We start from the raw sequence: 21,208 nt of genomic DNA on the forward strand, positions 1-21,208 counted from the left end.
GTCACTGCTCTCCTGTCGGATGCCACCGCCGGTCGGCGGGGAAGATGTCGTCGGCGCTGCCCTTCAGCGCCTTGCCATAGACGGGATTGGGGAAGACGAACCAGCCACGCCCCCAAAGAGCCGCGACACGCGGGCCATCGGCCCGGGCCCGACGCTCGGACGCGCTGGCGGGGCCGTTGAACAAGTCACTGAAATCGCCCAGTTGATCACCGCCCATCGCGATCACGCAATAACGCTCCGCTATCCTCCAGCGACGCGCGTCCTTATTATCGCCGGTATTGGTATCGATGCGCACGAACAGCGTGTCGCCATGCACCGCCGGACCCAACCCTGCCGCGTCGATCGCGCGGGCCGTCCCCGCCGAGTCGTCGCGATTGGTGTTGAAGATCACCGTCACGCCCATCGTCCGCAAGTCGGCGATCGCCGCCGCCGCGCCGGGGGTCGGCAGCACGGCATGGCCATCGCTCTGCTCCCAGGCGCTCCAGCGGCCCGGAAAGGCGCGGTCGGCGCGGCCGGTCAGGTCGTCCTGCTCGAAACCAAGGTTGAGGAGGACGGTTTCGTCGACGTCGAACACCGCCGCCGGACTCTTGCCGGTGCAGGAGACGAAGCGGGGAGCGTCGAGGGTCGCGCCCGGTTCCAGCACGACACTGTCGCGCGGTGGGTGGCGGACCCTGTCGGCGGCATAGGTGACCAGCGCATTCCACGCCTGGCGCGAGATCGCGTCGGCCTCCGCCGAGCCGTAGAGATATTGCATCCCCGCCAGCTTGGAGTTCGTGGCCGCGGGAGGTGGGGGCGCGGGGCTGTTGTTACCGACGGCGACGACGCAGCCGGATAGGGCAAATCCCAGGGCGAGTGTCATGCCCAGCCTCAGGCCGGGACGCCCTCCCCCAACCCAGTTGCGGGTGAACGATGCCCCGCATCGTTCAGGCCATGCCGGGGGCATGGCCGACCCGCAACTCGCCTGCGGGAGGGGAGAGGTTGCCGGGCTGCCGCCTTGCTGAACCTTCATGCGTTTCATGAACCACCCCTCCGCCACAAGCGCTCCCCCTCCCGCAGGCGGGAGGGGGCCGGGGGAGGGCCTGCCCCACCCCCACCGTCATCCATCAAACCCGCTCGCGCACCGTGCGGAACTCGATCTTCTTCTCATACGGCGCGCCGACGATCATCCGCTTCACGTAAATACCAGGGAGATGAATCTGGTCGGGGTCGAAGCTGCCGACCGGCACCACCTCCTCCACCTCGGCCACGCAGATGCGGCCCGCCGTCGCCATCGGCTGGTTGAAGTTGCGCGCGGTCTTGCGGAAGATCAGGTTCCCCGCCTCGTCCGCCTTCCACCCCTTGATGATCGACAGGTCGGCGCGGATGCCGCGTTCGAGGATATAGTCCTCCCCGTCGAAGCTCTTCACTTCCTTGCCCTCGGCCACCTTCGTACCGACGCCGGTCTTGGTGTAGAAGCCGGGGATGCCCGCGCCCCCTGCCCGGCAACGCTCGGCCAGCGTTCCCTGGGGGCAGAATTCCACCTCCAACTCACCGCTCAGATATTGCCGCTCGAACTCCTTGTTCTCGCCGACATAGGAGGAGATCATCTTCTTGACCTGATGCGAGCGGAGCAGCTTGCCCAGCCCGACTCCGTCGATCCCGGCGTTGTTGCTGGCGATGGTCAGGTCTCTGGTCCCGGCCGCCTCGATCGCGTCAATCAGCCGTTCCGGGATGCCGCACAGGCCGAAGCCGCCCGCACAGATCGTCATGCCGTCGAACAACAGGCCGTCCAGCGCGTGCGCCGCGTCGGGATAAAGCTTCTGCATGGGCGTCCTCCCTATGATGGGGGCCAGCGTTAGGCGGAGCGACGGAGCCGGGTCAACCCGGCGTTTGCGCTTTGCCGACAAGCGGCGCTAGGCTGCCGGACATGAGCTTGAAAACCGGCGGACGCCTGCTTGTCGATGCGCTTCTCGAACAGGGGTGCGACCGTATCTTCACCGTGCCGGGCGAGAGTTTCCTGGCGGTGCTCGACGCGCTGCACGACACGCCCGCGATCGATCTGATGACCTGTCGGCAGGAGGGCGGCGTGACCTTCATGGCCTGCGCCGATGGGACGATGACCGGGCGGCCGGGCGTCGCCTTCGTGACGCGGGGGCCGGGCGCGACCAACGCGGCGATCGGCGTGCATGTCGCGCGACAGGATTCGCAGCCGATGATCCTGTTCATCGGAGACGTGGACCGGGGCACCCGCGATCGCGAGGCTTTTCAAGAAGTCGATTTCCAGGCGATGTTCGCCCCGCTCGCCAAATGGGCCGCGCGGATCGATGACGCCGCGAGAATCCCGGAATATGTCGCGCGCGCCTATGCCACGGCGATGAGCGGGCGGCCCGGCCCGGTCGTGCTGGCGCTGCCCGAGGACATGCTGTGCGATCTGGTCGAGGGCCGTCCCCGCCCCCGGATCGAACGGCCCGTGCAGGACGTGTCGATCATCGACATACTCGCCGCCCATGACATGATCGCCAAGGCCGAGCGACCGGTCGCGATCATCGGCGGCGCGTACTGGGACGCCGATGCCGTCGCCCTGGTCGAGCAATGGGGCGAAGCGGCGGGCGTCCCGCTGGTGGCGGCGTTCCGGCGACAGGATGCGGTGTCCGCCACATGCCCCGTCTATGCGGGCAATCTGGGCTATGGCCCCAACCCCGCGCTGGTCGCCCGCGTGCGGGAGGCCGACCTGCTCATCGTTCTCGGCGCGCGCCTGGGCGAGGCGACGACCGATGGCTACACCCTCATCACCCCCGACCATCCCGGCCAGACGCTGATCCACGTCCATCCCGACCCGGAGGAATTGCACAGCGTCTATCGCACCGATCTGGCGCTTTGCGGCGACGTCGCCGAAGCCGTCGCGATGCTGGAGTTGATGGCGTCCGAGCAGGGTACTCCCCATACCTCGGGCGTCGAGGCCCATGCCGCATATCTCGCCTGGTCGGAGCCCGCCCCGCGCGAGGGTGTGACGCTGGACCTGGGGCAATGCGTCGCGGCGATGCGGGAGCGGCTTCCCGCCGACTCGATCATCTGCAACGGCGCGGGCAATTATTCCGGCTGGTGGCACCGATACTGGCGCTATGAGCCGGGGAGCCAGTTGGCTCCCACCTGCGGCGCCATGGGCTATGGCGTCCCCGCCGCCACCGCCGCCGCGCTTCGCCACCCCGACCGGACGGTGGTGGCGCTGGCCGGCGATGGCTGTTTCCTGATGAACGGACAGGAACTGGCGACCGCCGTTCAGCATGGCGCGTCGATGCTGGTGATCCTGGTCGACAATGGCGGCTATGGCACGATCCGGATGCATCAGGAGCGGGAATATCCCGGCCGGGTCGCGGCAACGGCACTTGCCAATCCCGATTTCGCGGCACTGGCGCGGGCCTATGGTAGCTGGAGCGAGACGGTCGCACGGACCGAAGACTTCGCCCCCGCCTTGTCGCGCGCCATGGCCGAAACGGGCGTCCGTCTGCTGCATCTGAAGACCGATATCGAGGTCATCACCCCCGCCACGACCCTGTCGCGAATCGCGGGGCGGTAGCGCAGTTTCCTACCCTGCCAGGGCGAGCGGCAGCGCGTGAGCGCTGCCGGAGGGACATTCCGCTATCAAGCGTTCTTTACCCCGCAACCAACTTTGCCGACGCCCCCTTCCTCGCAAATATGGCATCAGATACCCGCAACACCTCCAAAGTAACGTTACCAGGAAAACGATTGCACTATTTGATTTCATTTCGACAAAAGAAAACCGCCCCGGCGCAAACCGGGGCGGTGAGTTCGTTGCTGATTGCTTTAGTCAGAAAACGACTAGCAGGTTCAGATGTTGTCGCCAAGAGCGCCCTTTACCGACCCCTTAACTTCCTGACCCTTGCCCTTGAGCTGCTGGGCCTGACCCTCGGCCTTCAAATCGGCGTCGTGGTTGTGATCGCCGAGCGCTTCCTTGGCCTTGCCAACCAGTTCGTTGACGTTGCCCTTGATCTTGTCGGTGAGCTCACCCATCGCGGCCTCCATTTACTGGGGATCGAATGATCCCGTTGAACACTCTGAGACTAAACACGTCGTTACGCGGGGGGTTCCCTGAAATTAATGTCAGATCAGGCCAGCGAGCGGGCTGGACGGGTCGGCATAGCGGCGCATCCCCATCCGCCCCGCACGATAGGCCATGCGCCCCGCCTCGACCCCCGCCTTCATGGCGCGGGCCATCAGCACCGGGTCCCTGGCCTCGGCGATCGCGGTGTTCATCAGCACACCGTCGCAACCCAGTTCCATCGCCACCGCCGCCTCGGACGCGGTGCCGACGCCCGCATCGACCAGCACGGGCACCTTGGCCCCCTCCACGATCAATCGAATCGTGACCTTGTTCTGAATGCCCAGTCCAGACCCGATCGGCGCGCCCAGCGGCATGATCGCGACCGCGCCCACATCCTCCAGCCGCTTGGCCGCGATGGGATCGTCGACGCAATAGACCATCGGCTTGAAGCCTTCCCTGGCCAGGATCTCGGTCGCGCGCAGCGTCTCAACCATATCCGGGTAGAGCGTCTTGGCCTCGCCCAGCACCTCCAGCTTGACCAGATCCCAGCCGCCCGCCTCACGCGCCAGCCGCAGCGTGCGGATCGCATCCTCGGCGGTGAAGCAGCCCGCCGTGTTGGGCAGATAGGTGATCTTCTTCGGGTCGATATAATCGGTCAGCATCGGTGCGTTACGATCCGACACGTTCACCCGGCGCACCGCGACGGTGACGATCTCCGCCCCAGCCGCCTCGACCGCCGCCGCGTTCTGGGCGAAGTCCTTATACTTGCCGGTCCCGACGATCAGGCGCGAGCGGAAGCGCTTGCCCGCGACCTCCCACGAATCATCGTCCGCCGCCTCGGTCATGGGCGCCGCCGCATGATCGCCGCCGCCGCCCGCGACCGGATGGTCGCCGCCGCCGACGAAATGGACGATCTCGATCTCGTCGCCATCCTCGACCTCGACCTGCGCCAGCGTCGAGCGGGGCACGACCTCCAGATTGCGCTCCACCGCCACCTTTTCGGGCACCAGCCCCAACTGGCTCGCCAGATCGGCCAGCGACAGGCCAGCCGCCACCCGCTTATGCTCGCCATTCACGGTGATCGTCACGGTTCCATCGGTATGGGGCATATCAGTGTCACTTACCATGCAAGTCGCTGCCCGCTCGACGTGGGATAGGGCATGCGGTTAAGGAAGGCCCTCGATCTAGGCCCGGCCACCCCGAGCCGCAACCATGGGAGTGCCGATGCCCGCGACCATCTATGTCCTCAACGGGCCGAACCTGAACCTGCTGGGTATGCGCGAGCCGCATATCTATGGCCATGACACGCTGGACGATATCGCGGGGATGCTGGAGGACCGGGCGCGCGAACTCGATCTGGAGATCGACATGCGCCAGTCCAACCATGAAGGCCATCTGATCGACTGGCTGCACGAGGCCCAGGCCTATGAGGCGAAGGCCGTGCTGCTCAACGCCGGTGGCTTCACCCATACGTCGATCGCGATTCACGACGCGATCAAGTCGGTGAAGACGCCGGTGATCGAGGTTCACCTCTCCAACCCCCATGCGCGGGAGCCATTCCGCCACGAAAGCTATATCGGGCGTGCCGCAAAAGGCACAATTGCGGGTTTTGGCGCGCATTCCTATCTGCTCGCGCTTGAAGCCGCCGCCCGGTTCTGACAGGAGCGCGTCCCATGACCGAAAAGACTGAACAAGCGATGAAGGTCGATGTCGACCTCGTCCGTCAGCTCGCCGAGCTGCTCGACGCCACCGCCCTGACCGAGATCGAGGTCGAGCATGGCGACCGCAAGATCCGCGTCGCGCGCAAGGCTGCTCCGGCCGCGCAGATGGCCTATGCCCCTGCGCCCGTCGCCGCCGCGCCCGCTCCGGTGGCCGCTGCCCCGGCAGCCGCCGCGCCTGCGGAAGCCGCCGCGCCCGCCGTGTCGGCCAATGCCGTGAAGTCGCCGATGGTCGGCACCGTCTATCTGTCGGCCGAGCCGGGCGCCAAGCCCTTCGCCTCGGTCGGCCAGAAGGTCGCCGCCGGTGACACGCTGCTGATCGTCGAAGCGATGAAGGTGATGAACCCGATCACCGCGACCGCAGCCGGCACCGTCACCGCCGTGCTGGTCGAGAACGGCCAGCCGGTCGAGTTCGACCAGCCCCTGGTCGTCGTCGAGTAAGCCGCCTTGGCGCAGATCAAGAAACTCCTGATCGCCAATCGCGGTGAGATCGCGCTTCGCATCCACCGCGCCTGTCACGAGATGGGGATCGAGACCGTCGCCGTGCACTCCACGGCGGACGCGGATGCCATGCATGTGCGCCTCGCCGACCAGGCGGTGTGCATCGGCCCGCCCTCGGCGACCGACAGCTATCTCAACATCCCCAACATCATCTCCGCCGCGGAGATTTCGGGCGCGGACGCGATCCACCCCGGTTACGGCTTCCTGTCGGAGAACGCCAAGTTCGCCGAGATCGTCGAAGCGCATGGCCTGATCTTCGTCGGCCCCAAGCCCGAGCATATCCGGGTGATGGGCGACAAGGTCGAGGCGAAGCGGACGGCGGGCGCGCTCGGCCTGCCGCTCGTTCCCGGCTCGGACGGCGCGATCGCGGATCTCGAGGAGGCCAAGGCCCTGGCGGCCGGGATCGGCTATCCCGTGATCATCAAGGCGGCCTCGGGCGGCGGCGGACGCGGCATGAAGGTCGTGTCCTCCGAAGACCAGCTCGAAACGCTGATGCAGCAGGCGGGCTCCGAGGCGAAGGCCGCGTTCGGCGACGCCACCGTCTATATGGAAAAATATCTGGGCAACCCCCGGCATATCGAATTCCAGGTGTTCGGCGACGGCAACGGCAACGCGATCCATCTGGGCGAGCGCGACTGCTCGCTCCAGCGTCGCCACCAGAAGGTGCTGGAGGAGGCCCCCTCCCCGATCATCTCCGCCGAGGAGCGGTCGCGCATGGGCGGCATCGTCGCCAAGGCGATGGCGGACATGGGCTATCGGGGCGCGGGCACGATCGAGTTCCTGTGGGAAGATGGCGAATTCTATTTCATCGAAATGAACACCCGCCTTCAGGTCGAGCATCCCGTCACCGAGATGATCACCGGTCTGGACCTGGTGCGCGAGCAGATCCGCGTCGCCGAGGGGCACCCGCTGACGCTCCGCCAGGAAGACGTCCAGTTCCGCGGCCATGCCATCGAGTGCCGCATCAACGCGGAAGACCCGCGCACCTTCGCCCCCTCGCCGGGCACGGTGAAGATGTATCACGCGCCGGGCGGCATGCATGTCCGTGTCGATAGCGGGCTGTATCAGGGCTATAAGGTGCCACCTTATTACGACAGCATGATCGCCAAGCTGATCGTGTACGGCACGACCCGCGAGGGCGCGCTACGCCGCCTGCGCCGCGCGCTGGAGGAGTTCGTGATCGAGGGGATGAAGACCACCATCCCGCTCCACCAGTCGCTGCTGGATGATCCCGAATTCCAGAAAGGCGACTATACGATCAAATGGCTGGAGGAGTGGCTGGCCAAGCAGGGGACGTAAGCATCCTGCCCCTCCACCCCCCGGCTGCGCCGGGCGGTCCCCCTCCCCATCAGAGATGGGGAGGATTTGCGAAAACCCATTCCTCCCCAAGCACAGCTTGGGGAGGGGGACCGCCGGGCAAGGCCCGGTGGTGGAGGGGCCCTCCCCTTCCCGATTTTTCCCGATACCCCCTCCACATTCCGCGCCGCCCATGCCAAAAGCATCGGCGATGAAGGCGACGATCCTCCACAACCCGCGCTGCTCCAAGTCGCGCGAGGCGCTGGCCCTGCTGACGCAAGCGGGCGCGGATGTGACGGTGATCGAATATCTCAAGACTCCCCCGACGGCCGGGGAACTGGCGCGGCTCTATGCCAGGGCCGGGCTGAGCCCCCGCGAAGGCCTGCGCAAAGGCGAGGCCGAGGCGAAGGAGTTGCTGAACGCCGACGACGCGACGATCCTTGCCGCGATGGTTGCCAACCCGATCCTGATCGAACGGCCTTTGGTCGAAACGCCAAATGGCGTGGTCATCGGCCGTCCGCCCGAAGCCGTGCAGGGCCTGTTGTGACCGCTGCCCACAAAACGAGCAGCACCAGTCCTTCTGCCCGATTTTCGGGCGTCATCCCTACCATATCCTTGCTCTCACAGGAGAGCGACGCAATTGGCACGGTCCATGCTACGCGCATGATCGGGCGAGGGTTCGAACATCATCGGGGACAGTCAGACTCGTGAAAAAGATTGAGGCGATCATCAAGCCGTTCAAGCTCGATGAGGTGAAGGAAGCGCTGCATGAGATCGGCGTGTCCGGCATCACCGTCACAGAGGCCAAGGGCTTCGGCCGCCAAAAGGGGCATACCGAACTGTATCGCGGCGCCGAATATGTCGTCGACTTCCTGCCGAAAGTGAAGCTTGAGGTGGTGGTGGAGGACGGTCTGGCCGAGCGGGTGGTGGAGGCGATCGCCGCCGCCGCGCAGACGGGCCGCATCGGCGACGGCAAGATCTTCGTGATCCCGGTCGAGACGGCGCTCCGCATCCGCACCGGCGAACGCGACGACGCGGCGATCTGACGCCCCCACCCTCTTCGTCACCGGGATGACACCCGGGCCGATTAGCAGTTTTTCACCGGTCCCGGTTTCCGGGGCACGGCCTTAAGCAGAGAGAGAACGACACATGGCGAATACGGCCAGCGACATCCTGAAGAAGATCAAGGACGAAGAGATCGAGTGGGTCGATCTGCGTTTCACCGATCCCAAGGGCAAGTGGCAGCACCTGACCATGGTCGCGTCGATCCTGGGCGAGGACGAATTCACCGACGGCCTGATGTTCGACGGTTCGTCGATCGAGGGGTGGAAGGCGATCAACGAGTCGGACATGGTCCTGAAGCCCGACCTCGACGCCGTCTACACCGATCCCTTCTCGGCAACTCCGATGCTGATCGTGTTCTGCGACGTGGTCGAGCCGTCGACCGGCGAGTTGTACGCCCGCGATCCGCGCTCGACCGCGAAGCGCGCCGAGGCTTTCGTGAAGACCACCGGCATCGGCGACACCGTCTATGTCGGCCCGGAAGCCGAATTCTTCATGTTCGACGACGTGCAGTTCGACACCAACTATTCGTCCTCCTACTTCAAGATCGACGATATCGAACTGCCGACCAACACCGGTCGCGAATATGAGGGCGGCAATCTCGGCCACCGTCCGCGCGCCAAGGGTGGCTACTTCCCCGTCGCGCCGGTCGACTCGGCGGTCGATATCCGTGGCGAGATGGTCACCACCATGCTCGAAATGGGCCTGCCCTGCGACAAGCATCACCATGAGGTCGCCGCCGCGCAGCACGAGCTGGGCCTGACCTTCGGCACGCTGACCCAGACCGCCGACCGCATGCAGATCTACAAGTACGTCGTGCACCAGGTCGCCCATGCCTATGGCAAGACCGCGACCTTCATGCCCAAGCCGATCAAGGAAGATAACGGCTCGGGCATGCACACCCACTTCTCGATCTGGGAAGGCAAGACCCCGCTGTTCGCCGGCAACGGCTATGCGGGCCTGTCGGAAACCTGCCTGTACTTCATCGGCGGCATCATCAAGCATGCCAAGGCGATCAACGCCTTCACCAACCCGACCACCAACAGCTACAAGCGCCTGGTGCCGGGTTACGAAGCGCCGGTGCTGCTCGCTTACTCGGCGCGCAACCGCTCGGCTTCGTGCCGCATCCCGTACGGCACCGGGCCGAAGTCGAAGCGCGTCGAAGTGCGCTTCCCCGACGCGCTGGCGAACCCGTATCTCGCCTATGCGGCGCTGCTGATGGCGGGTCTGGACGGCATCCAGAACAAGATCCATCCGGGCGAGGCGATGGACAAGAACCTGTACGACCTGCCGCCCGCCGAGCTGGCCCAGGTCCCGACCGTCGCTGGTAGCTTGCGCGAAGCGCTCGACTCGCTGGCCGCCGACCACGACTTCCTGCTGAAGGGCGACGTGTTCACCAAGGACCAGATCGAAAGCTATATCGAGCTGAAGATGAGCGAAGTGATGCGCTGGGAAATGACCCCCAGCCCGGTCGAATACGACATGTATTACAGCGGCTGATCCAGCCCCTGATCGATGTCACTACGGGGAAAGGGGCCGCAAGGCCCCTTTCTTTTTGGGGATCGTTGCAGACCCCATCGCACCATCCCCGGCGAAGGCCGGGGTCCAGTTGCGAGGCGATGGGAGTGGTTTGCCAGCCTATCCCCAACTGGATCCCGGCCTTCGCCGGGATGGTCTGGCGGGTTTTGCAACGATCTCTTTTTGGGGAGGGGGCGATCCGTGTTGCTCAGCTTTGGATTTTCGACCTTTGCCGACCTGTTGAGCTGGATCGTCGTTCTGACGCTGGGGACTAAGGTCGGGGCGACGACGGCGCTTCTGGTCGCCGGGAAAGACATCAGGGATCAGCCCGGATGGGGATCGGGGCTGTGGTGGCTGACCAAGCTGACGCCCTACCTGGCCATAGCCTGCGCCATAGCCCTGGCCATGATGCGCGAGCATGACGCCATCCTGCCCCTGTCGGCCATGGCGGTGTTCGTTGCGATCGCCGTGCCGCTGAAGATTCGCCAGCGCCGCGTGCGGATACGCAGGCGGCGTCCGACGTAACCAGCACGGCCACAGCCCGCCTCCACCCGCTCAAATGGCGCGAGCTTCGCTTACCCCGTAGAGCCGAAGGTTCCGTTCACCCAGTCCGAGCGATGGCCATGCCGCCCGCCACCGGGCGATATGGGGTGAGGCGAAATGCCGATCGAGCGCCGCCTGATCGGCCCACATCTCGGTCACATGGATGAGGCCGGGATCGAGCACGTCCTCGGCATAGCCATAGTCCAGACAGCCCGGCTCCGCGCGGCTGGCCTCGACCATCGCCCGCATCACCGGACGGGCCGCATCGAGATTCTCCGGCGGCAACCGTACCGTCCCGATGATCAGCAACGGGCCGCTCATTGCCCGACCGCCACCCGCTTGGCCGACAGGATCTTGACCGGCGCGGCCAGCATCTCGCCCTTGAACGGCCCCTTGGCGGGATCGGCGGGGGCGTCGAGGATGCGGTGGATCACGTCCATCCCCTCGACCACATGGCCAAAGGCGGCATAGCCCAGATTGTCGCCGGGTTTGGACGGGTCGGCGTCGAGCGAGGGCTGGTCGCCGACCATGATGGTGAAGTCGCCGCGTGCCGAACCGGGCGCCAGCCGCGCGACCGAGATCGTACCGTCGGTATGCTTGATCCCGGTCTTGGTCGTCGGCTCATGCGCTATGGGGGGCAGGATACGCTTGGGCTCGTTCTGGATACCGAACTGGACGAAGCCGAAATCGGCGGCTGGCCGGACCGTGCGGTAGAAGGTCACGCCGTCCAGCCGCTGCTGATCGACATAGCGCAGGAAATTGGCGGTGGTGATCGGCGCATGGGTGCGGTCGAGGTCGAGCACTACGGGTCCAAGGCTGGTCTGCATCGCGACGCGGACCATGACGGGTTTTGGGGCTTCGGCCACGGTTGGCGTAGGCGTCGCGATAGGAGCAGGCGCGACTTGCAGGGCGAGCAACAGAAACGGGAACATCAATGTCTCCGAGGACGGGTCGGGCTTTAGTCTAACGGGATTTCGGGGCGGGGTGAATCCCTTGGCCTTCGACTTCGCCCAGGCCGAACGGAGGTCGGGAATGGGTAATCACAAAACTCCGTTCGGCCTGAGCGAAGTCGAAGGCCACGCCCCGACGCCACGTCCCTCACGGGAGCAGCACCGAACTCCCCACCGTCTCCCCCGCTTCGATTGCGCGGTGAGCATCCGCCGCGTCGGTCAGCGCGAAGGTCTGGCCGATCTTCGGCGTGATCGCGCCCATCCCCAGCATCGCGAAGACCCGCGAGACCAGATGACGTTTCTCTGTGGGGCTGACGGCATAGTCGAACAGGGTCGGCCGGGTTACGAACAGCGATCCCTTCGACGCCAATATCCCCAGATTGACGCCATCCACCGGCCCCGACGCATTGCCGAAACTCACCACCAGCCCCCGCCGCGCGGCACTATTCAGCGAGGCGTCCCAGGTCGCCTTGCCCACGCCGTCCAGCACCACCGGCACGCCCGCACCGCCGGTAATCTCCCGCACGCGCGCCGCGACATCCTCGTGCCTGTTGAGGATGACGTGATCCGCCCCCGCCGCGCGAGCCTTTTCGGCCTTGGCCTCGCTGCCGACCGTGGCGATCACGGTCGCGCCGATCGCCTTGAGCCAGCCGACCGCCAGATGCCCGACCCCGCCCGCCGCCGCATGGACCAGCACGGTCCAGCCCGGCCGGACCTTCGCGCAATCCTCGATCAGGAAAGCGGTCGTCGCGCCTTTCAGCAGGATCGCCGCCGCCGTCCGGTCATCGACACCATCGGGCAAGGGCACGAGCAAATCGGCGGCGATATTGCGCGCGGTCGCATAGGCACCGCGTGCCGGGCCGAACACGCCCACCCGGTCGCCGACGGCGAAGTCGGTGACGCCCTCGCCCACCGCCTCGACCACGCCCGCCGCTTCCGAGCCCAGTCCGCCGGGCAGATCGATCGGATAGAGCCCGCTGCGATGATAGGTGTCGATATAGTTCAGCCCGACCGCATGATGCCGCATTCGCACTTCCCCGGCACCGGGCGGGGGCAGTTCGGCCTCGCGCCATTCGATGACTTCCGGGCCGCCGGTCCGGGCGATGAAGGCGATCTTTTCCATGCAATGCTCCTGTCCGGTTTCGGGCCGAAACGCCTCAATAGTCCTTGGATATCCGCACGTTCACGCTCTGCCGCCCCAGGGTCGAGATGCTGGAGAGCAGCGACAGCCACCGGGTGACCTGAAACTCCACCTGGGTCGCCGAATAGCCCTGCCCGTCGGTGATGATCTCCGCATAAAGCTTGCGGGTGACGTACTTGCCCGCCGCGACCGAGGTAGCGCGCCCCTGTTGCACATCGGCGGGCAGGACACGGAGCCTGTCGAGCCCCGCCGCGCGCCGCACCGCGTTGATCGGGTTCAGCCCGCCGCCGCCATCTTGCAACGCTGCCACCGCCGCCGCCAACTGCAATGCCTCGGGCGCGGAGAGGCTGGCGATCGAGGTGCCGAACAACAGGCGCGAGAGGAGTTCGTCATTGGGCAGAGCGGGCGTGCTGGAGAAACCGATCTCGGGCTTCAGCGCGGTGCCGGTCACGCGGATCGAGGCGCTCAGTCCCTGAACATTGGCATTGGCCGCGATGTCGAGCGCCGGGTTGGCGGGCACTTCGCCGCCGAAGCGGATGACCCCGCGCGCCAAATCGAATTCGCGACCGGCGAACTCGTAATCGCCCCGGATCAGCGTCGCCTGGCCGGTGATCGCCGGATTGTCGGGCGCGCCGCCGATCTTCAGGTCCGCCGACCATTCGCTGTTCAGCCCCAGGCCGGAGACGATCAGGCCACCCGGCGCCTTCGCCCGGATCGCCAGCGTCCATGGCTTGCGCGGCGCGTCGTCCTCTTCGCCGCCGCCGGGAATGTTGATCTCGCGGATGTTGAGTTGCGGCACCGCCGTCGCCGCCGTGGCCCGACCCAGGCGATAGCGGCTGCGGTTCAGCACCACGTCGCCCGCGATCGTACCCCCCGCCCCATCCGAATGGATGGTCAGCGGACCCGTCACCGTCGCGCCGATATCGTCGCGCGCGATCATCGTCGCGTTGCTCGCCTGAAGCGACAGATCGAGCCCGACGCCGTTGGCGGCGGCGAACTCGAACTGGCCGGTGCCGCTGACCCGCCCCTCGCGCCCCGCCTGCGCGGCGAAGCGATCGATGACCAGCCGCGAACCGCCGAACCGCCCGTTCGCCTGCACATCGGTCAGGACGGTGCCGGTCGTCGCGCTTTCGATCCGCGCGCCGACCGCCTTCACCGCGCCGCGAATGACCGGCTGGTTCAGCGATCCGCTGACGTCCGCGCCGATCGCGACGGGGCCGGACAGATCGAACATCTCGACCCCGGTCAGCCGCCACAGCGTATCGGCGGGCCCGGCATAGCGAAGCTGCGCGATCAGCCGCCCGGTCTGCATCCGGCTCGCCCAGTCGCCTTGCGCGGCGGGCACCAGCAGCGCCTGCGCGCGTCCGATGATCCGCCCGCCCGATGCCATGACCGAACGCACGCCCAGCCGGTCGGCGGACAGCACCCCAGCCACCCCCATATCGATCGGGCGCGAGGTCAGGACCAGCCCGGCGCGGGTCAGCCCGCGAATGGTCAGGTCCACCTTGCCGGTCGGCGCGCCCGCCCCCTGTCGCATGGTCAGCGTCCCCGTCGCGCTGCCGCCCAGGCCCAGCCCCGGATAGCCGATATCCAGCACGGTCAGCGGCATCCGCGTCAGGCTGGCCTGCACCTCCGTCGCGTCGGGGTCGAGCCGGCCGGCCAGCTTCGCCTCGCCGCCCGCGAAGCTCAGCCGGGTCGGGGCCAGCACCCAGCCATCGCCTTCGCGCGTGACGATGGCGGGCGACAGGAACTGGAGCGGACGCCGGTCGAGCGTCCCTTGCGCGCTCACGGCGAAACGGTCGGGCGTGACCTGCGTCACCGTCTGGATCGCAAAGGCCCGCCCGCGCGAGCCCGAAATGCCGACCCGCACCTCGCCCGTGCCGCCGCGCATCCGGGCGGTGCCGTTCAACTGCGCGATGTTGAACGCGCCGTGCCGCAACCCCTGCGCACGGGCGCTCCCCTCGACCGAGGCACCGGCGGGGTCGAGCAGCGCGACCAGGTCCAGCCGCCCCTGCCGCACGGTGATGCCCGAAATCTGCGCCTGGCGTGCGGCGAGATGCGTCTCGATCCGCTGCACCTCGCCGACCGGGCGGAACAGCAGTTCGCCCGACAGGCCACCGCCCGCCACGTCCAGCCGACCGGCGAAACCACCTGCCGCCACGGTCAGCGCCCCGGTCGCGCGGGTGCCCGCGACGGTCAGCGGGTTGATCTGAACGACCGCGTCCTGCCCCCTGGGCAACAGGATCGCGCCCGCCGCCTGGAACGGCCCCAGCCGCGATCCCCCGGCAGCGCGGAAGGTGAAGCCCTGATCGCTGGGGTCGAGATGCGCCTTCACGTCGCGCAGGCCGAGTGCCGCGTTGGGCGAGGCAAGGACCAGATCGAGCGTCGGTCGGTCGATCTGTCCGTCCAGCACCATCTGCACCGGGCCATAGCTCTTCTGCTGCCCGCCGCCGACGAAGCGGAAGGTACCATCAGTCCGCCGGATGGCCTCCCCGGTCAGGCGGATGCTCGGCCCGGTCAGGACCAGGCGATGGAAGTGGAAGACGCCGTCCGCCCCACGCTCCAGATCGGTGGTCAGGTGCGGCAATCCCCCGGCCAGCGAACGGAGGAAGTCATTGTCGAGCCGCCGGACCTGCGCCTCGCCCCGCCCGACGACGCGCGTGCCATGCCCATTCGCCCCGGGCACCGCGCTGAGCCGCGAGCGGACATCGACGATGCCGAGGCCGGGGATCAGGTAACGCTGCAACGCCCCGTCCAGCCCGACATCGTAGCGCCCATTGGTCAGGTCGATCCGCAGGTTCAACCGCCCCGCCAGCTTGTCGGACCGCAGCGCGAGGCCCTGCCCCGCAATCTCTCGACTGTTGATACGCAGATCGCCCGCCACCGACAGGCGATGGAGGATGCCCCCCGCCGCCTCGCCCACGCCCGTCACCCGCTGCGCCGTGAAGCGCACCGGCAGGGTCAGCGGCCAGCCGCCCGCCAGCCGCCCCTTGCCCGCCGCCGACGCCTGCTCGAACCCGGTCCGGTCGAAGGCGAAGCGGGTCGCAGTCAGGCGATAATCGAACGCCGCGCGATCGAACGCGCCGTCCAGCCGCAGGGTCAGCGCGATCGCCTGTCCGCTCATATTGCCGAACAGCGCCTCGGGACGGAGCAACCGGGCATCGACGCGCAGCCCCTCGAAGCGGCTCGCAGCAAGATCGACCAGCCCCCGCGCCCGCACACGCAAGGCCGGGGAGCGCAGTACCAGCGCACCGTTCAGCCGCCGCCCGGCGAAATCGCCCTGCCCCGCGACGATGATGCGGGGGCTGGTCAGCCGCTGCAACCGGCCATGCAGGACCAGCGAGGGCGCGATCGTCCCCGACAGGGCATAGCGTCCCGATTGCGCCGACAGCGACAGGTCGACCGCGCTCGCCGCGCCGATACGTCCGAGCGCGCGCCCCGCCCAATGCGACCAGCGCCCCGCGCCTGCCACGGAGAGCGACACAGGCGCGCGGACGCCCGCCATCTTCGCCAGCACGCCGTCGCGCAATCCCCGCGCCTCGACCGCCAGATCGAAACGGTCCCGGTCGGGCTGCGCGTCCAGTTTCAGGCGGAGATCGTCGCTGCCCGCGACGCCCGCGTTCAGCGTCACCTGCGCGCGCCCGTCGCGGATATCCGCCTGCCCCTCGACCCGCGCGACGCGCGCGCGGCCGAGCACCGGCCTGGCAAGGATCAGCCGCTGGAGGTGCAACCGGTCGATGCGGATATCGAAATCGGGCAGGATCGGCCCCTGCCGCCCCGTCCGCCGGGTATGCGGTACATGATAGAGCGTCGCCAGCGGTGCCTCGACCCGCCGGATGTCCAGCGTGCCCCGCGCCCAATTCCAGGGCCGCCAGTCCAGCCGCGCCGACGGCACCTGCACGAGCAGGCCGTCCAGGTCATAGACGCGCAGATCGACCAGCCGCATGTCCGAATAGACCGAACCGTCGATCCGCCCGACCGAGAAGCGCAAGCCCGTCTCGGTACGGATGGTCCCGATCCGGTCGGCGACCCAGCGATGCCCGATCGACGTATCGACGATCAGCAGCGCCGCGACGACGATCGCCACCAGCGCCGCGAGCAGGCCGCCCAGCACCCGCAACCAGCCTATCCCCCGACGCGGCGCAGGGGATGGGGGAAGCTGAACCTCCTCGGTCAAAAGGCCTGTCCCAGCGAGACATAGACTGCGACCCGGCTGTCCCCGCGCTGGGGATTGAGCGGGGTGCCGACATCGAGGCGGATCGGCCCGAAATTGGAATAATAGCGCACGCCCAGCCCCGTGCCGAACCGCAGCCCGGTCAGGCGCGGCAGCGGCGAGGTCGAGATATTGCCCGCGTCCAGAAAGGGCACCACCCCGAAATTGCCGAAGGTTCGCACCCGCGCCTCGATCGAGAATTCCGCAAGGCTGCGCCCGCCGATCGGATCGTTGTTCGCGTCGCGCGGCCCGATCGCCTGGAAGCCATAGCCGCGCACCGAAGCACCCCCGCCCGCATAGAAGCGCCGCGACGGCGCGATCTGGTCGCGCGGCGCACCCACGATGGTGCCCAGCCGCGTCCGCGCCGCCAGCACCACCCGCTCCCCGAAAGGATGATAGAGGCTGGCGTCGATCTGCGTCCGCGCATAGCCGAAGGCACTGCCCTGCAACGACAATTCCGGGCTCAACCGCCCGCCCAGGCGAAAGCCGCGCGTCGGGTTGAGCAGATCGTCCGACCCATCGTAATTCAGGCTGGTCGGCAGCGCGCCGATGAAGAAGGTCCGCCGACGCGGCTCGCCGGTCGACTCGATCACGTCGCGTTCGTCCGAGGTCAGCAGTTCCGCCCCCAGCGACCAGGTCCAGGTCTTCTGGAAGAAGATGTTGGTCTGTCGCTCCAGGCTGCCCGACAGCGACAGCGTCTTGGCCTCATAGGCGTCGCGCAGGATATGCGCGGCGGAGAATTGCGCGGTCAGCACCCGGTCGCGACCGTTGAAATTGTTGCGGCGGAAGACGACCGCGCCCAATTGCTCACGGGTGCCCAGCACGCTGCGCAGGGTCAGCGCGCCTTCGGGCGGGAACAGGTTGCGATCGGTCCAGGTGACCGCCGCCCGCGCGCCTTCGCCCGTGCCGTAACCCAGTTCCCCCGCGATGGTGTGCGGCGGCGCGGGCTCCAGCGCGACGGCGATATCCGCCGTCTCCGGCGTGGCGCCCGGCACCGGCTTGACCTCGACCGAGGAGACGAGCCCCGTCTGCACCAACGCACGGCGAAGATCGTCCAGCCCGGTGGAGTCATAGGGCTGGCCGGGCTTGAACCGGGCGATGTCCTGAACATGCTCGGCGTCGAACAGCCGGTCGTTCGCCATGACGATCCGGCCATAACGCCTGGCCGAGCCCGGATCGACCGACAGGTCCAGCGTCGCGGTCCGCGTCGCGCGGTCGACGACGATCTGCGGCTCGCCCAGCTTGGCGAAGGGGAAACCCGCCTCGCCCACCGCCGCCTTCAGCGATGCCTCACCCGCGACGATGGTGTCGGCGTCCACCGGATCGCCCGGCTTGATCCCGAACGCCTTTTCCAGCGGCACGGTCTTGTCCCCCGCCGCCTGCACCCCCGCCAGCGCGACGTCGGCGAAGCGGTAGAGATTGCCCGGCACCGCCGAAAGCACCACGGTCGGCTCGTCCCCCGGCTCGATCCGGGTGGAGACCTGCGCGTCATAATAGCCCGCGCCGCGCAACAGGGTGGTCAACAGCGCCGCATCCTCCCGCGCGCGGCGGTCGAGCTGCGCGGCATTGGCGGGCTCGCCGTCATTGGCGTCGAGCGAGGAAAGCTGGTCGAAACGCTGGCGGAGCAATGCGCCCGTGCCGTCGATCCCCTCGACCCGCCAGCGATAGCGACGCTCGGCGGCGGCATCGACGGTCGCGGCCATCGCGCCCGCCGGATCGCCCGGCGCCTGCGCCAGATCGGGCCAGGCCACGCCGATCTCGGGCAGCGGGGCCAGTGGCGCGCTGGGATCGAGCATCGTCGGATCGTCGGCATCGGTCGCGGGAGAAGCGCCTATCGGCGGCTGGGTCTGCGCCGATGGAGTCGCCGCCGTCTGCGCGCTCGCACGCCCGGCCCAGCCCGTGCCGCCGAAACCCATTGCAAAGACGAGGATGGCGACCGAGCGGCGCGGCCGCCCCAGGCGGACCATCATGCCCGATCCCTAGCCGCGCGCACGCGATTGCGACACCCCAAAGCGCCATCGATCGAACAGATTTGCCATGCCGTTCACCGCGATGACCTGGGGCCGATCACTCATTCCTCCCCTGGAAGGGGAGGTGGCAGGCCGAAGGCCTGACGGAGGGGTGTCGCGGTATCGATAGGAGGACACCCCTCCACCATGCTTCGCATGGTCCCCCTCCCCTTGCAGGGGAGGAATGAGGATTGTGCAGCCTGAATGTCGATCCAGCCCAAGTCACCCAGTCACCCGGACGCGGGGCGATCAGTGAACCGTCCCGAACGCCTTTTCGGTGGAGAGCAGACCGATCAACCGCTCGATCTGACGCCAGCGGCAGAAATGGATGTGGTTGCCCATGTCGCGACTACGTCCGGCGCGGGCCGCGGCTTCACCGCATGCCGACTCGCCGAAGGTCTCGATCAGTTCGGCGGCCATCTCGACATCGGTCCCGGTAACGAAGGGAGCGACATGGAATTCGCCACCGTGATCGCGCATGAATACTCCTGAGCCCAATTCCGAAAGACCGTTCCCCTAGGCAGAGGTCATGAATTTTGCCACCCCCCGAGATGGTTACCGGCGCGGCAGCTTAGCCCAGGGCGGGACAGGGCGGCTGGTTTCGCCGCGCCGGGCATGGCAGGACATGGCGCATGACCGATCCGCAGCCCCCCCGACCTCCGCGCGCCTCCACTCCGGCGGGCGGCTTCTTCATCGCGCTCGGCGTGGTCGGCGGCATCGTCGCGGGACTCGCGACGGGTCAGGTGACGATGGGCGTTCTGATCGGGCTGGCGCTGGGAGTTGTCGTGGCGCTGCTGCTTTGGTGGCGCCAGCGTTAGGGCGATAGCGTCTGCCGCTTGCTCCTTCCCTCTCCCCCCTGTCCAGGCGAGAGGGAAGGATCAATTGGGCAACCGCATCTGCCAGACGACACGCCCGATCACCGCGATCGGCCCGGTCGGCACCGGCGGCGCGGCGGGGTTGTCGCTGGTCGCAACCAGCCCCCCGCTACCCGCCCGAACGCGCTTCACCATCAGTGCGTCGCCGATCCGGATGACATAGAGCCCGCCCCGCGCGGTCGGGCGGGTGTCGTTCTGGTCCACCACCAGATGATCGCCGTCCATCAACCCCGGCACCATCGAATCACCCCGTACCCGAATGACCGAGGCCGCGCCATCGCTAAGGCCCAGTCGTCTGGCAAGCTGGCGGTCGATCGCCTCGACGCCGATCATCACCTCGTCATCGACCGTCGCCCCCGGCCCCGCCGACGCCGCGACCGCCAGTCGCCGGACCAGCATCGGCCCCGCCGCCACCGATGCGCCCAGCCGGGTTTCGGGCACGCCGAAGAACTCGGCGAGCTGTCGCCGATCCCCTTCGGCCAGGACGCGCGGCGTTCCCCGTTGCACGAATTGCTGAAGATAGGCGTCGTTCCGGCCCAGCATGCGCGACAGCGCCGCGAGGCTGACCCCGGCCTTCGCCGCAAGCTCCTGCAGGACCGCCCTGATTTCCGTCTCCGACATGCCATTGCATATAGGCATAGGATTTTTCCTAGACAAGTTGGAAATTAGAACAGATCATGAACATCATTCGAGAATCGGACTTTGGGAGAATGTCCATGGAATTGTTGGGAGTGATCGAACGCTATCTGAAGGACAGTCAGATGCCGGAGACCAAGTTCGGGCGGCTGGCGGTCAACGACCCCCGGCTGGTCAGCGACCTGCGCAAGGGCCGCGAGCCGGGGCCGAGCATGATCCAGCGCGTCACCCGCTTCATCGCGGGGAAGACCGCATGAGCGCCCCCGCCCCCTTGGATGATCGCATCGCCGGCTCCGTTCGATCCCACACCCATTTGCGCCGCCCGACCGATCGCGGCGAACGACTGGCCCGTGCGCTGATGGCCCATGCCGGACGCGCGGGGTGCCCCATCCTGTTGACCGTATCGACGGTCGAGCCCTGGTCCTCGGTCACGTTCAGCGGGTCGGTCATCACGCTGGCCATGGCCGCCGCGCCGGGTGCGGCCCTGTCGGCCTGGCTCGACGCATTGCCCGAGATCGACATTCCCCTGGGCCGCGATCTGGTCGCGGACATCGCGGCGGAGCGGATCGATGGCGGATGGAGCCTGCGCGTCCTGCTCTGCCTGGATGCGGCCAATGGATGACATAAGGGTCAGCCTCATGTCACTTTTTCCTTGATATGTTGTAACACTACTGTAGTCGGCAGGGCTTCACTTATCGGAGCCC

At 67.3% G+C, this 21,208-nt stretch carries 22 protein-coding genes; 11 read left to right on the forward strand and 11 right to left on the reverse strand.

Annotated elements, in window-relative coordinates; all coding sequences use genetic code 11:
* Nucleotide 1: 1 nt before the first annotated feature.
* Nucleotides 2-859: an HAD family acid phosphatase gene (locus tag QE379_RS14210; protein WP_307001433.1), complete on the reverse strand. Its 858-nt coding sequence runs from the start codon at nt 857-859 to the stop codon at nt 2-4.
* Nucleotides 860-1,103: 244 nt separating this feature from the next.
* Entirely contained in the window at nt 1,104-1,805 is a 702-nt protein-coding gene (locus tag QE379_RS14215; protein WP_307001435.1) for a CoA transferase subunit A, read from the reverse strand.
* A gap of 101 nt (nt 1,806-1,906) precedes the next feature.
* Between QE379_RS14215 and QE379_RS14220 the strand changes: the two genes are divergently transcribed.
* Entirely contained in the window at nt 1,907-3,556 is a 1,650-nt protein-coding gene (locus QE379_RS14220) for a thiamine pyrophosphate-binding protein (RefSeq protein ID WP_307001438.1), read from the forward strand.
* Between the two features lie 272 nt (nt 3,557-3,828).
* Here the strand turns inward: QE379_RS14220 and QE379_RS14225 are convergent, their stop codons facing one another.
* Both QE379_RS14225 and thiS read right to left on the reverse strand, forming a co-directional pair.
* Nucleotides 3,829-4,011: a CsbD family protein gene (locus QE379_RS14225; protein ID WP_307001440.1), complete on the reverse strand. Its 183-nt coding sequence runs from the start codon at nt 4,009-4,011 to the stop codon at nt 3,829-3,831.
* A gap of 90 nt (nt 4,012-4,101) precedes the next feature.
* Entirely contained in the window at nt 4,102-5,151 is a 1,050-nt protein-coding gene (gene thiS, locus QE379_RS14230) for a sulfur carrier protein ThiS (RefSeq protein ID WP_307001443.1), read from the reverse strand.
* A gap of 115 nt (nt 5,152-5,266) precedes the next feature.
* Between thiS and aroQ the strand changes: the two genes are divergently transcribed.
* From aroQ to QE379_RS14265, 7 genes are all read left to right on the forward strand, one after another.
* Nucleotides 5,267-5,701 carry a type II 3-dehydroquinate dehydratase gene (aroQ, locus tag QE379_RS14235; RefSeq protein ID WP_307001444.1) on the forward strand — a complete coding sequence of 145 codons (435 nt, stop codon included), beginning with the start codon at nt 5,267-5,269 and terminating at the stop codon, nt 5,699-5,701.
* 14 nt (nt 5,702-5,715) lie between these two features.
* On the forward strand, nt 5,716-6,201 hold the full coding sequence (gene accB, locus QE379_RS14240; RefSeq protein WP_307001446.1) for an acetyl-CoA carboxylase biotin carboxyl carrier protein: 486 nt from the start codon (nt 5,716-5,718) through the stop codon (nt 6,199-6,201).
* Between the two features lie 6 nt (nt 6,202-6,207).
* Entirely contained in the window at nt 6,208-7,560 is a 1,353-nt protein-coding gene (accC, locus tag QE379_RS14245; RefSeq protein WP_307001448.1) for an acetyl-CoA carboxylase biotin carboxylase subunit, read from the forward strand.
* Nucleotides 7,561-7,768: 208 nt separating this feature from the next.
* Nucleotides 7,769-8,104: an arsenate reductase (glutaredoxin) gene (arsC, locus tag QE379_RS14250; protein WP_307001449.1), complete on the forward strand. Its 336-nt coding sequence runs from the start codon at nt 7,769-7,771 to the stop codon at nt 8,102-8,104.
* A gap of 160 nt (nt 8,105-8,264) precedes the next feature.
* Nucleotides 8,265-8,603 (forward strand): P-II family nitrogen regulator, encoded by a 339-nt coding sequence (locus tag QE379_RS14255; RefSeq protein ID WP_007405799.1) that lies wholly within the window; start codon nt 8,265-8,267, stop codon nt 8,601-8,603.
* Nucleotides 8,604-8,706: 103 nt separating this feature from the next.
* On the forward strand, nt 8,707-10,119 hold the full coding sequence (glnA, locus tag QE379_RS14260; protein ID WP_307001451.1) for a type I glutamate--ammonia ligase: 1,413 nt from the start codon (nt 8,707-8,709) through the stop codon (nt 10,117-10,119).
* Nucleotides 10,120-10,377: 258 nt separating this feature from the next.
* Nucleotides 10,378-10,662, forward strand: coding sequence for a hypothetical protein (locus QE379_RS14265; RefSeq protein WP_307001452.1), 285 nt, complete (start codon nt 10,378-10,380; stop codon nt 10,660-10,662).
* A 30-nt stretch (nt 10,663-10,692) separates the two neighbouring features.
* Here QE379_RS14265 and QE379_RS14270 read toward each other — a convergent pair whose 3' ends face one another.
* The 6 genes from QE379_RS14270 to QE379_RS14295 all read right to left on the reverse strand — a co-directional run bounded on the left by QE379_RS14270 (nt 10,693) and on the right by QE379_RS14295 (nt 19,473).
* Nucleotides 10,693-11,001 carry a putative quinol monooxygenase gene (locus QE379_RS14270; RefSeq protein ID WP_307001453.1) on the reverse strand — a complete coding sequence of 103 codons (309 nt, stop codon included), beginning with the start codon at nt 10,999-11,001 and terminating at the stop codon, nt 10,693-10,695.
* Nucleotides 10,998-11,612, reverse strand: coding sequence for a peptidylprolyl isomerase (locus tag QE379_RS14275; RefSeq protein ID WP_373461794.1), 615 nt, complete (start codon nt 11,610-11,612; stop codon nt 10,998-11,000). The genes QE379_RS14270 and QE379_RS14275 overlap by 4 nt, the downstream gene beginning before the upstream one ends.
* Before the next feature lie 166 nt (nt 11,613-11,778).
* Nucleotides 11,779-12,753 (reverse strand): quinone oxidoreductase, encoded by a 975-nt coding sequence (locus QE379_RS14280; protein WP_307001455.1) that lies wholly within the window; start codon nt 12,751-12,753, stop codon nt 11,779-11,781.
* A 34-nt stretch (nt 12,754-12,787) separates the two neighbouring features.
* Entirely contained in the window at nt 12,788-16,948 is a 4,161-nt protein-coding gene (locus QE379_RS14285; protein ID WP_307001457.1) for a translocation/assembly module TamB domain-containing protein, read from the reverse strand.
* Nucleotides 16,945-18,954: an autotransporter assembly complex family protein gene (locus QE379_RS14290; protein WP_307001459.1), complete on the reverse strand. Its 2,010-nt coding sequence runs from the start codon at nt 18,952-18,954 to the stop codon at nt 16,945-16,947. Before QE379_RS14290 ends, QE379_RS14285 begins: the two co-directional genes overlap by 4 nt.
* A 288-nt stretch (nt 18,955-19,242) precedes the next feature.
* Nucleotides 19,243-19,473, reverse strand: a complete 231-nt coding sequence (locus QE379_RS14295; RefSeq protein WP_267435717.1) for a hypothetical protein — start codon at nt 19,471-19,473, stop codon at nt 19,243-19,245.
* 152 nt (nt 19,474-19,625) lie between these two features.
* Here QE379_RS14295 and QE379_RS14300 point away from each other — a divergent pair, with 152 nt between their 5' ends.
* The gene (locus QE379_RS14300; protein WP_307001461.1) at nt 19,626-19,811 is read left to right on the forward strand and encodes a hypothetical protein; all 186 of its coding nucleotides are present in this window, start codon (nt 19,626-19,628) and stop codon (nt 19,809-19,811) included.
* Nucleotides 19,812-19,871: 60 nt separating this feature from the next.
* On the opposite strand, the gene QE379_RS14305 is transcribed toward QE379_RS14300, so the two are convergent.
* Nucleotides 19,872-20,489, reverse strand: coding sequence for a LexA family transcriptional regulator (locus QE379_RS14305; RefSeq protein WP_307001463.1), 618 nt, complete (start codon nt 20,487-20,489; stop codon nt 19,872-19,874).
* 95 nt (nt 20,490-20,584) lie between these two features.
* On the opposite strand from QE379_RS14305, the gene QE379_RS14310 reads away from it, so the two are divergent.
* Complete coding sequence (locus QE379_RS14310; RefSeq protein WP_307001466.1) at nt 20,585-20,761, forward strand: hypothetical protein; 177 nt, start codon at nt 20,585-20,587, stop codon at nt 20,759-20,761.
* Entirely contained in the window at nt 20,758-21,126 is a 369-nt protein-coding gene (locus QE379_RS14315; RefSeq protein WP_307001467.1) for a hypothetical protein, read from the forward strand. Before QE379_RS14310 ends, QE379_RS14315 begins: the two co-directional genes overlap by 4 nt.
* Nucleotides 21,127-21,208: the final 82 nt, after the last annotated feature.

It is taken from the genome of Sphingomonas sp. SORGH_AS_0879, from assembly GCF_030819175.1.
Taxonomy (GTDB): domain Bacteria; phylum Pseudomonadota; class Alphaproteobacteria; order Sphingomonadales; family Sphingomonadaceae; genus Sphingomonas.

Bases quoted from the DNA above. Each gene is read 5' to 3' on its own strand.
- QE379_RS14210 (WP_307001433.1), bottom strand. From the start codon at position 859: ATGACACTCGCCCTGGGATTTGCCCTATCCGGCTGCGTCGTCGCCGTC.
- QE379_RS14310 (WP_307001466.1), top strand. From the start codon at position 20,585: ATGGAATTGTTGGGAGTGATCGAACGCTATCTGAAGGACAGTCAGATG.
- QE379_RS14225 (WP_307001440.1), bottom strand. From the start codon at position 4,011: ATGGGTGAGCTCACCGACAAGATCAAGGGCAACGTCAACGAACTGGTT.
- QE379_RS14290 (WP_307001459.1), bottom strand. From the start codon at position 18,954: ATGATGGTCCGCCTGGGGCGGCCGCGCCGCTCGGTCGCCATCCTCGTC.
- QE379_RS14280 (WP_307001455.1), bottom strand. From the start codon at position 12,753: ATGGAAAAGATCGCCTTCATCGCCCGGACCGGCGGCCCGGAAGTCATC.
- QE379_RS14220 (WP_307001438.1), top strand. From the start codon at position 1,907: ATGAGCTTGAAAACCGGCGGACGCCTGCTTGTCGATGCGCTTCTCGAA.
- QE379_RS14275 (WP_373461794.1), bottom strand. From the start codon at position 11,612: ATGTTCCCGTTTCTGTTGCTCGCCCTGCAAGTCGCGCCTGCTCCTATC.
- QE379_RS14305 (WP_307001463.1), bottom strand. From the start codon at position 20,489: ATGTCGGAGACGGAAATCAGGGCGGTCCTGCAGGAGCTTGCGGCGAAG.
- aroQ (WP_307001444.1), top strand. From the start codon at position 5,267: ATGCCCGCGACCATCTATGTCCTCAACGGGCCGAACCTGAACCTGCTG.
- QE379_RS14300 (WP_307001461.1), top strand. From the start codon at position 19,626: ATGACCGATCCGCAGCCCCCCCGACCTCCGCGCGCCTCCACTCCGGCG.
- QE379_RS14295 (WP_267435717.1), bottom strand. From the start codon at position 19,473: ATGCGCGATCACGGTGGCGAATTCCATGTCGCTCCCTTCGTTACCGGG.
- QE379_RS14270 (WP_307001453.1), bottom strand. From the start codon at position 11,001: ATGAGCGGCCCGTTGCTGATCATCGGGACGGTACGGTTGCCGCCGGAG.
- glnA (WP_307001451.1), top strand. From the start codon at position 8,707: ATGGCGAATACGGCCAGCGACATCCTGAAGAAGATCAAGGACGAAGAG.
- arsC (WP_307001449.1), top strand. From the start codon at position 7,769: ATGAAGGCGACGATCCTCCACAACCCGCGCTGCTCCAAGTCGCGCGAG.
- QE379_RS14315 (WP_307001467.1), top strand. From the start codon at position 20,758: ATGAGCGCCCCCGCCCCCTTGGATGATCGCATCGCCGGCTCCGTTCGA.
- accB (WP_307001446.1), top strand. From the start codon at position 5,716: ATGACCGAAAAGACTGAACAAGCGATGAAGGTCGATGTCGACCTCGTC.
- thiS (WP_307001443.1), bottom strand. From the start codon at position 5,151: ATGCCCCATACCGATGGAACCGTGACGATCACCGTGAATGGCGAGCAT.
- QE379_RS14215 (WP_307001435.1), bottom strand. From the start codon at position 1,805: ATGCAGAAGCTTTATCCCGACGCGGCGCACGCGCTGGACGGCCTGTTG.